This window comes from Alkalibacterium psychrotolerans (genome assembly GCF_054784355.1).
In genome coordinates this window covers 1-15830 of record NZ_BAAGPH010000036.1, presented here as the reverse complement: position 1 = coordinate 15830, position 15830 = coordinate 1, and the positions used below count along the sequence as shown (strand labels likewise).

The 15830-nt window shown below is 40.5% G+C and carries 15 protein-coding genes; 13 read left to right on the top strand and 2 right to left on the bottom strand.

Going from position 1 to position 15830, the window contains the following annotated elements:
- Positions 1-511 precede the first annotated feature (511 nt).
- The 3 genes from ACYVLS_RS06850 (at position 512) to ACYVLS_RS06840 (ending at position 3176) form a co-directional block, all read left to right on the top strand.
- On the top strand, positions 512-1279 hold the full coding sequence (locus ACYVLS_RS06850) for a dihydroorotate dehydrogenase electron transfer subunit (protein ID WP_460322830.1): 768 nt from the start codon (positions 512-514) through the stop codon (positions 1277-1279).
- Positions 1279-2187 (top strand): dihydroorotate dehydrogenase, encoded by a 909-nt coding sequence (locus tag ACYVLS_RS06845; protein WP_460322827.1) that lies wholly within the window; start codon positions 1279-1281, stop codon positions 2185-2187. Before ACYVLS_RS06850 ends, ACYVLS_RS06845 begins: the two co-directional genes overlap by 1 nt.
- Before the next feature lie 155 nt (positions 2188-2342).
- Positions 2343-3176 (top strand): exodeoxyribonuclease III, encoded by an 834-nt coding sequence (locus ACYVLS_RS06840; RefSeq protein WP_460322824.1) that lies wholly within the window; start codon positions 2343-2345, stop codon positions 3174-3176.
- A 94-nt stretch (positions 3177-3270) separates the two neighbouring features.
- Here ACYVLS_RS06840 and ACYVLS_RS06835 read toward each other — a convergent pair whose 3' ends face one another.
- Entirely contained in the window at positions 3271-4485 is a 1215-nt protein-coding gene (locus ACYVLS_RS06835) for an HD-GYP domain-containing protein (protein WP_460322822.1), read from the bottom strand.
- Between the two features lie 177 nt (positions 4486-4662).
- Here ACYVLS_RS06835 and ACYVLS_RS06830 point away from each other — a divergent pair, with 177 nt between their 5' ends.
- The 10 genes from ACYVLS_RS06830 to ACYVLS_RS06785 all read left to right on the top strand — a co-directional run bounded on the left by ACYVLS_RS06830 (position 4663) and on the right by ACYVLS_RS06785 (position 15664).
- On the top strand, positions 4663-5271 hold the full coding sequence (locus ACYVLS_RS06830; RefSeq protein ID WP_460322819.1) for an N-acyl amino acid synthase FeeM domain-containing protein: 609 nt from the start codon (positions 4663-4665) through the stop codon (positions 5269-5271).
- Between the two features lie 2 nt (positions 5272-5273).
- On the top strand, positions 5274-6032 hold the full coding sequence (locus ACYVLS_RS06825) for a ThiF family adenylyltransferase (protein WP_460322816.1): 759 nt from the start codon (positions 5274-5276) through the stop codon (positions 6030-6032).
- Between the two features lie 317 nt (positions 6033-6349).
- Complete coding sequence (locus ACYVLS_RS06820; protein WP_460322813.1) at positions 6350-7234, top strand: hypothetical protein; 885 nt, start codon at positions 6350-6352, stop codon at positions 7232-7234.
- A gap of 112 nt (positions 7235-7346) precedes the next feature.
- Positions 7347-10802 carry a hypothetical protein gene (locus tag ACYVLS_RS06815; protein WP_460322810.1) on the top strand — a complete coding sequence of 1152 codons (3456 nt, stop codon included), beginning with the start codon at positions 7347-7349 and terminating at the stop codon, positions 10800-10802.
- A 160-nt stretch (positions 10803-10962) separates the two neighbouring features.
- On the top strand, positions 10963-11835 hold the full coding sequence (locus tag ACYVLS_RS06810) for a DUF6671 family protein (RefSeq protein WP_460322807.1): 873 nt from the start codon (positions 10963-10965) through the stop codon (positions 11833-11835).
- Between the two features lie 279 nt (positions 11836-12114).
- On the top strand, positions 12115-13089 hold the full coding sequence (locus tag ACYVLS_RS06805) for a Gfo/Idh/MocA family protein (protein WP_460322804.1): 975 nt from the start codon (positions 12115-12117) through the stop codon (positions 13087-13089).
- Positions 13090-13116: 27 nt separating this feature from the next.
- A complete protein-coding gene (locus ACYVLS_RS06800; RefSeq protein WP_460322801.1) occupies positions 13117-14442 on the top strand; it encodes an SH3 domain-containing protein in 1326 nt (441 codons plus the stop codon).
- Positions 14443-14569: 127 nt separating this feature from the next.
- Positions 14570-14779, top strand: a complete 210-nt coding sequence (locus tag ACYVLS_RS06795; RefSeq protein WP_460322796.1) for a hypothetical protein — start codon at positions 14570-14572, stop codon at positions 14777-14779.
- A gap of 110 nt (positions 14780-14889) precedes the next feature.
- Positions 14890-15396: an RNA polymerase sigma factor gene (locus ACYVLS_RS06790; RefSeq protein ID WP_460322793.1), complete on the top strand. Its 507-nt coding sequence runs from the start codon at positions 14890-14892 to the stop codon at positions 15394-15396.
- A complete protein-coding gene (locus ACYVLS_RS06785; RefSeq protein ID WP_460322790.1) occupies positions 15386-15664 on the top strand; it encodes a hypothetical protein in 279 nt (92 codons plus the stop codon). Before ACYVLS_RS06790 ends, ACYVLS_RS06785 begins: the two co-directional genes overlap by 11 nt.
- Before the next feature lie 17 nt (positions 15665-15681).
- Here ACYVLS_RS06785 and ACYVLS_RS06780 read toward each other — a convergent pair.
- Positions 15682-15830, bottom strand: a 149-nt coding sequence (locus ACYVLS_RS06780; protein ID WP_460322833.1) for a transposase, incomplete at its 5' end; no start/stop codon positions are given.

Genomic DNA, 15830 nt, shown 5'->3' with positions numbered 1-15830 from the left:
TTAATTAGAACTGACTTTCTCAAGCCTTTTAAAAGCTCGAACAGCAAAAAAGGCTTGAGAAAGTCAAAAACAATAAACTGCGTTTCAGATTTCTAGAATAAATTTCCGAGAATAGCTTTACACATACTATGGATAATACACCATTGACTTATCTCTTAATTACTGGAATAATAAGAAGAAATAACGCCCTTTAATTACAGTCCTGTGAGTCTGAAAAAGGAAAAAGTATAGAATATGCCGTTCTATGCCCTCTTTCTCACCCGTGGAAGAAGGGTATTTATTTTATGTTTTTTTGTGAATAAGTTAGTAAACGTTTAGTTTTATGACATTTTGAGATGCACCTTTAAGCAAGTCCTGTGAGGCATGCAAGGTTGTAATGAGTTTGTGCGGATTTTTTTCTGTACGTGTCCTCTTTGCAGCTTGGCAGAGAGGTTTTTTTGTGCCCTGAAGTTGCTCAAGAAAACCTCCAGTTAAAAGTGTAGCAACTACTAATTAATGGAGGAGTAAAAGTATGAAATTGATTAATGCAGAGCTTCAATCAATAGAAGTCATAGCAGTTAAAACTATTAAGATGGATATCCAAATGGAAGGGGCATTGCTTGAAACCATTCGACCCGGCCAGTTCGTTTATATTCAGATTGGTTCTTCAAGCGAACATATGCTTCGCCGTCCAATTTCCATAGCTGACGTCGATAGTAAAATAGGCTTACTCACGCTTGTTTTCAAAGAGCTGGGAGAAGGGACACGAAAACTCAGCAAGATGAGAAAAGGTGAGCCACTTAATATGCTCATTCCCTGTGGAAACGGCTATAGAATTGATCAGATTGAAATGACAAATGCTCTCCTGATTGGAGGAGGAATTGGAGTTCCCCCGCTTTATTATCTGGCAAAGAAACTTGTTGAGAAAGGCATTGGAGTTACCACAGTCATTGGTTTTCAAAATGAAAAAGATGTCTTTTTTGAAGAAGAGTTTAAAAGACTTGGAAACTGTTATGTCACCACAAATGACGGCAGTTATGGACAGCGCGGTTTTGTTACAGACATTATTAAGAGTGAACAACCAGTGTTTGATTATTATTTCGCCTGCGGACCCAATCCGATGTTAAAAGCAATCGAATCGACTCTAAAAGATAAAAAAGGCTTTCTCTCACTGGAGGAGCGTATGGGATGCGGGGTTGGTGCCTGCTATGCGTGCGTCGTACCAACTCAAGATGAAAAAAGCAGTAAGAAAATTTGTCAGGATGGTCCGGTCTTCCATACAGGAGAGGTGAAAATATAATGTCTCTAGCAGTCAACTTACCAGGGTTACAATTGAAAAATCCAGTAATGCCGGCATCCGGCTGCTTCAGTTTTGGGCGTGAATACAGTCAGTTTTATGATTTAAGTGAACTGGGGGCCATTATGATTAAGGCCGCTACTGAAGAGAAGCGATTGGGAAACAGTACACCTCGCGTGGCGGAAACAAGATCAGGTATGCTGAACGCGATTGGGCTGCAGAATCCGGGGGTACGGAGTATTATTGAAACGGAACTGCCATTCCTTGGGTCTTTTGATTTACCCGTCATAGCTAATATTGCTGGCAGTACAGTAGAGGAATATGAGAATGTTGCTGCAGCGTTTAGGCAAACGGACCTGATTCATGCGATTGAACTGAATATATCCTGTCCCAATGTAAAAGAGGGAGGTGTGCAGTTCGGTATGGTTCCAGAAGTAGCCTATGAAGTGACTAAGCGTGTTAAAAAGCAGTCTGATATCCCCGTTTACGTTAAATTATCTCCAAATGCTGCGGATATTGTCGCAATCGCAAAAGCGGTAGAACGTGCAGGTGCCGATGGGTTGACGATGATTAATACGTTGACGGGTATGAAAATAGATTTAAATAGTAGAAAACCGTTATTGAGCAATAAGGTAGGCGGGTTATCGGGACCGGCGATAAAACCTGTCGCTATTCGAATGATCTATGAGGTATATCAAGCTGTTAATATTCCCATCATAGGGATGGGGGGCATTCTCACAACGGAAGATATTCTGGAATTTTTGATGGCCGGTGCGAGTGCCGTTGCTGTCGGGACGGCCAATTTTCAAAATCCGATGATATGCAAGGAATTGATTGATCAGTTACCCGCCACGCTGAGAAAGTATGGGTTTGACAGTGTCAAAGATGCTATTGGTAGTGGGCATGATTAGGGCTTAATAACACAGAGGAAAAAATAATAGTTTCTGATCCACAGCGCTGCTGTCTAATTTAATGTAGTCAGTTTTCAGTTAGAAATAATCGTTCTCCACGCTCTTTAATGTTAAAATAGAAAGAGTAGTGTAAAAAGAAGCAAAGGAGAATAACAGTGAAATTAATTACATGGAACATCGATTCATTGAATGCAACCTTAACGAGCGACTCCAATCGTGCAGTAATGTCCAGAGAGGTTATGAATACCATTATCGAACAGAATCCTGATATTATTGCCATCCAAGAAACAAAACTACCTAGAACTGGCCCTTCAAAAAAACATGATAAAATTTTGAGTACACTATTCCCGGACTATGAATACGTCTGGAGAGTGTCTGAAGAGCCGGCTAAAAAAAGCTATGCGGGAACGATGTTTTTGTATAAGAGCCATCTGAAGCCAGAAGTTTCCTATCCTGAAATCGGAGCACCGGATACAATGGATAAAGAAGGACGGATTATCACACTCGAATTTGATGAGGTATACGTGACTCAAGTCTATACGCCAAATTCAGGGTCAGGCCTGGTCAGACTAAAAGAGCGCCAAATCTGGGACGAAAAATATGCCGACTATTTATCATCTTTAGACGAGAAAAAAGCAGTAATCGCAACGGGTGACTACAACGTGGCACACAAAGAAATTGATTTGGCTCACCCTGAGAGAAATCACAAGTCAGCTGGGTTCACTGACGAAGAGCGTGAAGGATTTACACGCTTATTGAATAGAGGATTTACAGATACCTTCCGTCATCTGCATGGTGATGTAACTGGACGCTATTCATGGTGGAATCAGCGTGCTAAAACGAGTAAAATCAATAACTCCGGCTGGAGAATTGATTACTGGCTCGTTAGCAGTCGTCTGGCAGATAAAGTACAAACATCTGATATGATTGACTCAGGAGACCGCCAGGATCACACGCCTTTAATGCTTGAGATTGATTTGAATATTTAAGAAGCAGCTCAATCTGACTACTAAAACTTAAAAATTAAAAAATCTCCCCTACCGACAGCATAGAACTGTCAGTAGGGGAGATTTTTGTTGCATTTTATAGAAAGTCAGTCAGTTTTTCTAAATCATCCAGATTGTTTTGATTCTTAACGTGAATTTTTAGAATCGCTTCTTTTGCTGATTCAATCGCCTCACGTAGATTGGGATCGAACTGTGTGCCGAGATTAGTCAATACCTGGCTGTATGCTTCGTTAAAGGAAAGACCTCTGCGATAAGCTCTGGTGGATGTCATGGCGTCAAAGGCATCCGCTACAGCGAGTATTCTCGCTTCTAATGGAATTTCAAGTCCTTGAGCACCTTTTGGGTAACCTGTCCCATCCCAACGCTCATGATGGTAAAGAACGCCACATTTTAAGCCTTCAAGTCCTTCTACTTTTTCAACCATCTGAGCCCCAATAGTAGTATGACTTTTAACCACCTCAAACTCACTTTTAGTCAGTTTATCAGGTTTTGTTAAAATGTCATCGGATATGTGGATTTTTCCAATATCGTGCAGCAGCCCACTTAGTCTGATGTTTTTTAGCTTGTTTTCATCCTGATACTGTGGAAGTTGCTGAGCGATGGCCACAGCATACTGGCTGACCCGTTCACTGTGGCCAAACGTGTAAGCGTCTTTAGCTTCCATTGCCACAATAAAGCTTTGAACAACTTGTTCCAGTTTCAACTCCATCGCATGTATGACAGTATTAACCTGTTTGTCATACAGCATATTCAGTTTAATCAGTAAAAGATAGCTGAATGTCGCTACGATAAGATATAACAAGAGACGATTAGATAAGTCTATCGTATCTGTTTCATAATACGTCCCTACTGGAAAAAAGAAGCTCACAATAGTCAGACTGATAAAGCCAATAGTGGAGGAGAATAATAATAATGCTTTCTTGCCGTATAAACTGATAACGACAGGAATAAGTAGAAAGTAACTCCACGACTCAGAATAACCTGATCCAAAATAAAGACTAATTATTATATAAACCGAAAAGAAAGCCAATATGTATGTCTTGAATTGTGAGCTAATGGATGTAAGTCTGTTGCTAAAATAGACCAAACACCATACAAATAAAATTGAGAAAAGAATGCTTAAGTTTGCTCGTGAAAAAGGCAGATTGAACCATCTGAAAAGGAGATTCCATGAAATACTCAAGAGCGTGTATATAAATGTAATATAAAGGACCTGTTTGTTCAGGTTTTTATCATAACTGGTTGTTAAATCAGTCAATAAACGTTCTTTTTCTTTTGCAATATTGGTCATTAATGCTATCATCCTAGTTTTCTTTTTTGTAATCATCCATTAAAAGAATAGCATTTTTTTGAGTAAATAACTATAACCTCAGAAAATAATGGAAATAAATACAAAAAAGACTTTTATTTCACTCTTATCTAGAGTTTAATATAAGAGTAATAAAAATTAATAAAGGAGTGTTACATTTTGATAGACGAAGAAGGATATTATTTTAAACTGGCTGAAGGTAGCTTGTTTAAAGAAGCAATGGCGTTGCATTACCAACGGTACCAGGAAGTGGGCTTTATTAAAGAGAATGAGGACGATCCCTACGTTGACAGTTCAAAATATTTTGTCGTCCAGACAGCAGACACCCAGGAGGTAGTAGGTGTCACCCGATTAATTTTTAATTCATTGGAAGAGCTGCCGACTATTCGTAATTTCGCTATATTTGAAGAGCAAATGAAAAAACTATTGCTATTGGATTCGGGTAAGTATGCAGAAGTAAGTGCCTTCACAAAAATGCCGAAGCACGATGTTGGGCTGGGGATTATTCGGACAATTTTTAACTATTCAATGGAAACTGACCTGTCGCACTGGGTTTGCTGTGTAGATGAGCGTGTTTACCGCTATTTAAATAGAATATTCAAGTTTCCTTTTGAAGTGATTGGCGAACCAACTGTGTACCTAGGGTCAAAATCTATCCCATGCATGCTGGATTTATCAGAATGCCTCATGGCCCTCAAGGAAAAAAGAAAGCCACTGTACGACTATTTGATGGAATCAGAAAACAAGACAATAGGAAAGGAAGTTTAATTATGGTTAAAGAACAATTTTCAAGAAATATCGGGATTATGTCGGAAGAAGAGGTCGAGAAACTGCATAACACGACCATAGCAATTGCGGGATGTGGCTGTATCGGCGGTTTTTCTGCAGAATTGCTTGCACGAATGGGTATTGGTAAATTAATATTGGCTGATCCGGATACATTTGATGTGTCAAATATCAATAGACAGTGTGCTGCTACACATAAGACAGTCGGTCAGATGAAAGCTGAAGCCCTCAAAGCACACTTGCTTACCATTAACCCTGAGATGGAAATTGACTGTTACTTGGATGGGGTAAACGAAAAAAATGTCGACAGATTTGTAGAAGAAGCAGATTACGTTATTGATGCGGTTGACTATTTTGCTTTCCCTGAATCTGTTGCGTTACACCGTGCCGGCCGCCGAAAAAATCTGTTTATTACTACTGCAGTAGCACTAGGATTTGGAACGTCTGTGTTGACATTTTCACCTGATGGCTTAAGTTTTGAAGACTACGTAGGCATTCCAGAAGATGTGACCATTGATGAGTTGCAGGGTCAGACGTTTCCACCTACAGGGTATAGCGAAATTCTCCCCGATTACGCTACAGAAGAAAAAATAGGCCAATGGATAGCTGAGAAAACCATTCCGACTATCAGTGTGGGGCAGGCACTAGGTCCAGGTGTACTTGTATCAAAATTGGTACTACACATTCTAGAAAGACAGACACCCGCCTTTGTGCCAGAATCCTTCCAGCTACAGTTTGAATAAAAGCTCTAATTAAAAAAAATTGTCGTCCCAGTACTTTGTAGCAATACTTATAGAATAATAACTTTGGCAGTGACTTGAAGAGAGAACGTTCTTTTTCAGTCACTGCTTTTCTTTTTAAAATATACAGTTGTAGGAAATAACACAATTATTTAAAGGATTAAAATTGATGGGTTAAGCGCTTTGTTTTCTGGAGATAATATGCTAGTCTTAGTAGGAACATTCACAGTTATATTGGAGTCTATGAGCAATCAACTTTTATCGGACTTTACATAATAGCCATGAAGGTGATGGTTTAAAGTTTAAGGAGGAAGCGACAGATGCTTTACTTAGAAAATAATCGGCTAAAAGTGTCCATCCAGGAGCCTGGTGAAATATATGAGGGTTCGCGTTTTGACTGGACAGGTTTCATCAGTCAGATTGTTCTTGATGAAAGAGTTAGTTTTTGTGTGCCGGAACAACTAGAAGAAGGAAAAGGAACCGGGGGACTGGGTTTTTGTAATGAATTTGGGCTAGATAAACCAATCGGATATGATGACATCAAGCCAGGCGAAAGTTTTCCAAAAATAGGTGTCGGCCTGCTAAAAAAACAGTCTCAGGAAGAGTATGATTTTTTTAACAGTTATGATGTCACACCGCTTAACATAGACATCACTCAAACAGAAGACGCAGTAACCTTCGATTTAACCAGCTCAACTGAGAGTGGCTATGGCTACCGGCTGGTTAAAAAAATATCTTTAAAGGTTAACCGCTTAACCCTAAGCTACGAGTTAACTAATACAGGAAACAAGCCCATAAATACCAATGAGTACTCGCATAATTTTATCGGCATGAACAATCAGTCTGTAGGCAGTGATTACCAGTTGACACTGCCTAATATGGAGAGTATTGACATTGCTGTCGGATCCATAAGTAAAGATGGTAATCAGCTGACATGGAATGAGACACCCGAAGCGGACTTTTATGCCAGCATTGACTGGAAAGAGATACCTGCTGACTATAATTGGGATTTATTTAACCATGAAATTGGTGCGGGTGTAAAAGAAGTCTCTGACTTCATCCCTTCAAAAGTAGCATTATGGGGATATACGCATGTGGTCTGTCCGGAACTGTTTATCGACATCAATCTCGAACCTGGCGAAACAAAGCAATGGGAAAGAGTCTATGAATTTTATCAGCAAGGCAAAAAAGCTGTCGAAAATTAAGAGCTAGTGTAATTTCTTATATGCATAAAAAAGTACGTAACAATGATAGTCTGTCGCAAAGCAATCGACATCACTTAACCTCAATTTAATTTAGAAAAGAAAGGAAATCATTATGACACAGACCAATTTATATTTAGGCAAAACAGAATTAACTCAAACTACCAACGAGGTTTCTATGGAAACCGTCAGCATCAACGATGAGACGTTTTTCAAAATTGAGCACTATAATCAAATGAATCCGTTTTTTATGACCGTCGTGTCGGATGTCGATCACTGGATGTTCATTTCCAGTACAGGAGGGCTGACATGCGGCCGTAAAAATGCCGAATCGGCTCTTTTCCCTTATGATACAGATGACAAAATTCATGACAGTGCTGAAACGACAGGGTCACATACAGTTCTTATCGTCAGCCGTGACGACAAACAGTATCTGTGGAAGCCTTTTTCCCGTCATAACACCAATGTTTACACACTGACTAGAAATCTGTATAAAAATACGACCGGAAATAAGATTATGTTTGAAGAAATTAACCATGATCTGGATGTGAAATACACGTATACGTGGAAGAACAGTAATACATTCGGTTTTGTGAAAGAATCGAATCTAGTTAATTTAGGAGACGAGACCCTGACTGTACGCGTACTGGATGGAATAAGAAACATCCTGCCATACGGAGTCAACACATTGCTGCAGACAACCAAGAGCACCCTGGTTGATGGGTATAAACGATCAGAACTGATTGAGAAAGCGGGACTTGGCATCTATACCCTGAGTTCCATTTTAACGGATAAAGCTGAACCAAGTGAGTCTCTCAAGGCAACCACAGTCTGGTCCAAAGGTCTGGATAATCCGGGATACTTATTATCAGAGCAGCAAGTAGAAACTTTCTCAAGTAACAAAGATGTGCAGACAGAAGATGATGTGAAAGGCAGACGAGGGTCTTATTATGTGACAGACGACGTTAAACTTGATGCAGGTGCGTCCAAGACCTGGTCCATTATTTCTGAACTTAACCAGAGTGCGTCGGAAGTCGAAGCTCTAATTGATTCAATCACTACAAATGAAACTATACTAGATGAGGTGTCTTCTGATGTAGCTAGAGGAGACCGTAATTTAGAAAAACTAGTATTTGAAGCGGACGGTTTCCAGTCAACCGGCAACGAAAAAGCCAGCTATCGACATTTCTCCAATACGCTTTATAACATTATGCGTGGCGGTATTTATACAGATGGCTACACTATCAGTACAGAGGATTTTAAAACGTTTGCCTACACATGGAACAAGGATGTTTACAAGCAGCAGGAGCATTTCCTGAACAGTCTTTCTGATACAGTGGATTACAATGAATTGCTTGAGCAGGCTGGAGAACTGAACAGCCCTGATTTTGAGCGACTGGTATTCGAGTATCTGCCTCTAACGTTCAGCCGACGTCATGGTGATCCAAGCCGACCATGGAACAAATTCAATATTGAAGTGGTTAAAGAAGATGGCGGCAAGGAACTGAAATTTGAAGGGAACTGGCGGGATATTTTCCAGAACTGGGAAGCCTTATCTGTCTCCTATCCAGCCTATACAGAAAGTATCATAGCTAAATTCGTTAATGCATCGACTGCAGACGGGTATAATCCTTATCGTATCACCAAGGACGGAATTGACTGGGAAACACTGGACCCTGAAGATCCGTGGTCAAATATCGGCTACTGGGGTGACCACCAGATTATCTATCTACTGAAACTGATGGAACTGTCGAAATCATATAATCCTGAAAAACTGAAAGAGTTAATGCACAAAGACCTTTTCGTTTACGCAAATGTTCCCTACAAAATTAAAGGCTTTGATGCACTCGTAAAAGACCCGAGAAACAGTATTGAATACGATGATGATAAAGAAGCGGATATTGACAACCGGACTGCCCGTATCGGATCGGATGGCAAGCTCTTGTATAATGGAGATGAAACATATAAAGTCAATCTGATGGAAAAACTTCTGGTAACAATGCTGTCCAAGTTTTCTAATTATGTTCCCGAAGGCGGCATTTGGATGAATACCCAGCGTCCCGAATGGAATGATGCTAATAACGCTTTAGTCGGAAATGGCTTGTCAATGGTCACACTTTACTACATGCACCGTTTCCAAGTATATTTGAACGACCTGTTAAAAGAAATCAAGGAAGAGACGATTGAAGTCTCTGAAGAAGTGCTGAAGATGTTTGAAGATACAAAAGCTGTCCTGCTGGAAAATGAGAAAGAACTCGGCAGCAAGCTGTCAGATGAGACGCGTTTTGATATTGTTCAAACTCTCGGAAGAATTGGTGAAGCGTATAGAGAGTCCATATATACTAACGGCTTTTCCGGTGATAAAGCTGCGCTGTCAATGGCATCGCTTCAGGAATTTGTAGATGTGTCAATTGCCCATCTAACGGATTCAATCGGAAAAAATAAACGAACAGACGGCCTGTATCACTCCTATAACCTGATTACATTCGGTGACCAGCAGTGCAGTATTTCCAACTTATATGAAATGCTTGAAGGTCAGGTGGCTGTGTTAAGTTCTAAAGCACTTGATGGAAAAGAAGCCAATGAAGTATTAAAAGCACTCAGAAACAGTGCGATTTACCGTGAAGATCAGAACAGCTACATGCTGTATCCGAACCGTGATCTGCCAAGATTCCTGGGAAAAAATGTCGTGCCTGAAGAAGCTGTTATGTCGTCTGACATTCTAAAAGCTGAACTGGAACAGAAACGTTCCCGCTTTATTGAAAAAGATGTAAACGGCAAGTATCATTTCAACGGCCGCTTTAGAAACGGTGAAGAAATCAGAGAGGCGCTTGAAGAAACTGGTGAGTACAACGATGAAGTAATCAAAGAAGTTGAGGAATTATTTTCAGACCTCTTCAATCATCATGCATTTACTGGTCGTTCAGGCACTTTCTACAAGTATGAAGGTCTAGGTTCTATATACTGGCACATGGTTTCAAAACTAGTGCTGGCTACTCAGGAGAATTTCAATGCAGTCTATAATGAAGACGGCATGACGGAAGAAGCAGCTGACTTGATGAAGGACTATGAAGAAACGAAAGCAGGAATTGGCCTGGACAAATCTCCTGAAGAATATGGTGGGTTCCCGACAGAAGCCTATTCCCATACCCCAAGCTTTGCGGGAGTTCAGCAGCCAGGAATGACTGGTCAGGTAAAAGAAGACTTTATTTCAAGGCTGGATGAACTGGGTGTGAAAGTAACAGAAGGTCGTGTTCGTTTCGCTCCTTCACTGCTTAAAAAATCAGAATTTTTAACTAATGAAACAGACTGGACCCTTCCGTCAATTGATGGCTCAGAAAACCGTGTCATTAAACTGAAAGAAGAGACGCTCGGCTTCACATTCTGTTCTGTTCCCGTGGTGTATACAGTTGGCGAAAAAGCAGCAATAACTGTTAATTTTACAGACAGCAAGAGCACCGAGCTGGATAATGCTGAAGAACTTGATTCAGCAACAAGTCAGCTGCTGTTTAACCGAGAAGGAAAAATCGACAGCATCTATGTTGTCATTTCAGAAGACAGACTTGTTTAATACAGATGAATTGTAAATAGAAAAGATTCCTCCGATGTAGACTTATAACAGCTGCATCAGGGGGATTTTTTTTTTACAAAAAACAGTGCATTATCTGGTGAAGCCTGATAGTATATAACAAAATGACAATAGTATGTAAAAGCGTTAAAGGAGTTTAATAATGAATAAAGAAAATAATGTCAGTCTGTTTGCTGAACGGATAGCAGTACTGGCTTCCATGCATAAAAAAGAAGAGGTTATTGCCCCGGTTTTAAAAGAAAAAGTGGGAATTAATTTGCTTGTGCCAAAAGGCTTTAACTCTGATGAATTTGGAACATTTTCAGGAGAAGTTAAACGAAGAGGCAACCAGCTTGAAGCTGCTCAAAGGAAAGCAGAACGAGCTATGGCATTCAGTAATGAAACGCTGGCGATTGCCAGTGAAGGCAGCTTCGGTTCGCATCCCGTTATTCCATTTTTTCCATTTAATCGGGAAATTGTCCTGCTTAAAGACCGGGAAAACAGTCTGGAATTGATCGGCATGGCTACCTCTACAGAAGCAAACTATAAAGGCAGCAAGGTTAATTCTTTTGAGGAGGCCCTAAGCTTTGCAGAATCCATAGGTTTTCCTGAAACAGGGGTCATTGTGAAAGTGAGAGAGACTAGTCATAAAGGCACGGAAATTATTAAGGGGATTGTTTCAACTGACTCGCTGGAAGAAGCAGTGCAGACGCTCTTAGACTGCTCGGAAGACAAAAGTATTTTTATTGAAACGGATTTGAGAGCTATGTACAATCCCAGAAGGATGAAAGTAATTGAAGCAGCGACCAAGGATATGGTGTCAAAAATGACAAGTCTTTGTCCGAACTGCAGCTGGCCGGGCTACCAAATCTCCGAGAGAGTGAAAGGTCTCCCTTGCAGCTGGTGCAGCCTTCCTACAGATTTGATTAAAGCCTATATTTATGAATGCAAAAAATGCGGCTATAATGAAAAAGAAACTTTTCCAAATGGTGAGGAGTCAGCGGACCCGGGGAATTGCAACTTCTGCAACCCATAAAGTGACAATGTATTTTCATAACTGATTGAGGACGGTATAAACATATGACCGTTCCTCTATTACTGTTAATAACCAGTTAACTCGCTTTATCTAATTTAAAGACTCGTTCGGTTCAATTGTATTTTATCTGTCACAGTTTTTTGTTTATTTTACTTTCATGAGTGACATTGTTTAAAGGATAACTATATAAATAATTGTAAGCTGAAGGTCATTAAGCTATTATAATACTATTTTATTTTTAATAAAAACCAAGGCAGTTTTTTTGAAAGGACGCTAATTATGACTAAATTTGGATGGGCTTACATTGGGAGCGGAGGCATTGCGCAAGGCACGGCAAGTGAACTGGTACAGACTGAAGGCAATCAAATTGTAGCAGTCTGGAACCGAACACAATCCAAGGCGAAAGACTTTGTTAAACAGTTTGGGGGAAACGTATACGATACAGCTGAAGAAGCGATTACTGCACCTGGTGTAGAGGGGGTTTACATAAACGTAAACAATGATTTGCATGAATACTACACGAAGCTGTGTATTGATCATAACAAGCCAGTGTTGTGTGAAAAACCGTTTGCAGTGAATGCAGAGGCGGCAAAAGACGTATTTGACTATGCCAAGAAACAGGATAGTTACGTGTCTGAAGCTATGTGGACTTGGCATAATACGGTTGCCTTGAAAGTAAAAGAATGGATGGACTCCGGAATAATTGGAGAACTTACTGAAGTGAACAGTGCATTTGAAGTGTCGCTGTTAAATAAACCGGTTAATCCTCGTCTCACCACACCGTCTATGCTTGGTGGGGCTCTTATGGACTTAGGGGTTTACAATGTCCGGTATACGTATGAACTGTTCGGCCTGCCTGAATCAATTGACTGTGAAGCAGTTGTGAAGGAAGTCGACTATGAAGAAAAGATTACTTTTGACTATGGAGATTTTAGAGCAAACATGTCTGTTTCAATGGCAAAAGCCGGAGAGCACTTTTATGAAATCAAGGGAACAAAAGGCTCGATTAGCGTCCCGCAGTTTCATATGGCAAAAGAAGCGATTCTGACTGTAGGGGATACAGTTGAACGCTTCACAACTGAGGATCTGCTTTATGGCAACCAGTTTTCAAATGTCGCCGAGGATATCCGTTCGGGAAGAAAAGAAGGAAAACATATTACCGCTCGGAGTACGATTGAAGTGATGGAACTTTTAGATGAATGCAGAAGGCAGATGGGGCTCGTTTATCCACAGGAAAAGACTGATACTGAATAAACTCAGTTAAATAGAGAGGAAAAAAATATGTCGAAAAAATTATACGCACGTTTACTTACACTCACGTCGTTGTTTCTTTTTGCATTAGCAGGCTGTACCGAAGAGGAAACCACTCCGGAAGATTCAGCTGGAACTGAACAGCAGGCTGACAGTGAAGCAGGTACTGAAACAGATGAATCAGAAGGTGAACAGGAAGCAGCTGATTCCGGTGAAGGAGACGATTCTGAAGATGAGTCTTCTGACGAAGTTGAAGATGCTGAAGAGGATGAGGAAGAAGAAACAATTTCCGGTTTTGGAAATCAGGAAAATGTCAGATACATAACAGCGGACCGTCTGACAATTAGAGCAGAGGGGTCTTCTGAAAGTGCTGATTTAGGATCATTGAGAAAAGGAAATGAAGTCCGTATTACTGAGGAAACAGAAGAAGAAGAAGATGTTGTCTGGTATCAGATTGAACACCATAACCCGTCATTGAATGAAGGATGGGTATCTTCTGAATTTACTACCGATGACCTGAATGAACTGCACCAGCTGACAGAATTTAATGATGAAGAACTGAATGAGTTTTATGCTTCTCCAACACTCTTTGAAGACCATACCGTCGTAGCCTATTATGGTCACCCTAATTCTGAAATTATGGGAATAGTCGGTCGTCACCCAGTCGATGAATTACTGGATTTAGTCACTGAAACTGCCGATGAATATGATGAAATACTAGAGGATAAAGGAACGATTCCTGCTGTTTACTTAGTATATGGAACAGTTCAGCCAGGTGGCGAAGTGTTTAAGATGGATTATGACCTGGTGCTTTCCTACATCGAAGCGGCTTATGAAAGAGGAATTCTTGTCTATATCGATCACCAGATGGGCAGACACCACCCGACTTATTCGATTCAGGAAATACAGTCCTTCCTGAGATACCCGAATGTTCAGCTGGCACTTGACCCGGAATGGCGTACAGAAAGACCGATGCAGGAAGTTGGACACATAACCGGTACAGAATTGAATGAGGTTCAGGAAATTATGCAGGCCTATATTGAAGACAACGAGATTCAGGGTACTAGACAGTTCGTCTTCCATCAGTTTGTAGAAAAGATGATACATGATGTGGAAGATGCATCAAGCGACTTTGACCCTGTCCTTCTTGTTCACAACACATCTGGCTGGGGGGCACCGGAAGGTAAACGTGCGACGCACGACCGGGTAGCTGAAGCAACAAATATTCCCTATAAAGGCTTCAAACTATGGTACTACTACTCAGACAGACCGGGTGTGCATTACGATAATCCATTAATGACTCCGGAAGAAGTCATGGACCTTGATCCACAGCCAGGACTGGTTATCTATCAGTAAAATAGAGTGTACGGATAATCACCTGTTATTCCCTCTCAGTGAATGGTATACTATTAACCTGTTAATAGTGAAGACACCTCAATGAATCATGTTGAGAAATGGACCCGTTGAACTAAGGAGAATAAGAATGAGAAAAAGATGGACGATTGAAGAAATAAATAAATATGTGGAAAACAACTCTGAGAGCAAATTGTTATCAACAGAGTATCATGGTTTTTCACAAAAACTGGAATTCAGATGCTCATGCGGCAATACTTTCGAAAAAACATTTACCAAATTCAAAAAAAACGGACAGCGTAAGTGCGAAGTCTGTCAGCCGCCAAAAGCATCAAGGTAATAAAAAATAAACAGTCACTGATTTCATTTATAATGGAGTCAGTGATTTTTTTTAATAAATGTGTAACCTTTTTCAGTTTTATCCGTATATAAAGTAAAGGGAGGGTTTCAATGAAGCCGGATGCCATAGACAAAGCCTATAAGAACTATCATAAAGAACTCCACCTGTATACACTGAGTCTCTGCCGTGATGAGGTTATGGCTAAAGATCTGGTGAGTGAAACCTTCTACAAAGCATTGATTACATCAAACAAGCCTGACGGTCCATTTAAATTCTGGCTATTTCGTGTGTTAAAAAACCACTACATTGATGTCAAAAAAAAAGAAGGCAGATCGAGTCCTGTAGATTATCACGAGGAGACACTCAAGGAAACACCGGATAAAGAACCTGCCAGCCGTTACCTTAAACAGGACCGAGATAAGCGCCTTTACCGTCATCTGATGACGCTTGAGCCGGAAATTTATCGGGAAGTTCTGCACTTGTTCTATTACGGTGAACTGTCTATCAAAAATATTGCCCAAACGTTAGGGGTGTCTGAAATGAATGCAAAGACACTTCTGTATCGGGCTCGAAAAAAACTGGGAAGACGACTGAAGGAGGATACTTATGAATTTTAAAGAGATACTAGAACGGTATAAACAAGGGAAGGCTTCGGCAGAAGAGAGAAGACTGGTAGAAAGCGAACTGGAGAAGTATGAAGCCATTGAAGGACACTTTTCAGAACAGTTGTCTGATGATTTATTTATAAAAGAAGAAGCGGGGGAAGATAATTCTGATGGAGGACTAAATGAAACGACAAGCATAAAAAAGCTGGTTAATAAAAGGCTTGCTAAAGTTGTAATGCTGTCGGTTCTGATTGTAGTTCTTATTTATACGGGGCGTTAGTGAGAAAACCCCAGGTTTCAACCAGGGGATGAATCACGCCTCGAACGCCCGCTATTGTATTCTTTTAGCTGGTCCTGAACGTATTGCAGCACAACTTCTTTGGAGACGTCGCCTACAGTGCTGGCAAAGTAACTATGTGACCATAACGACCCTTTCCAAAGCTCCT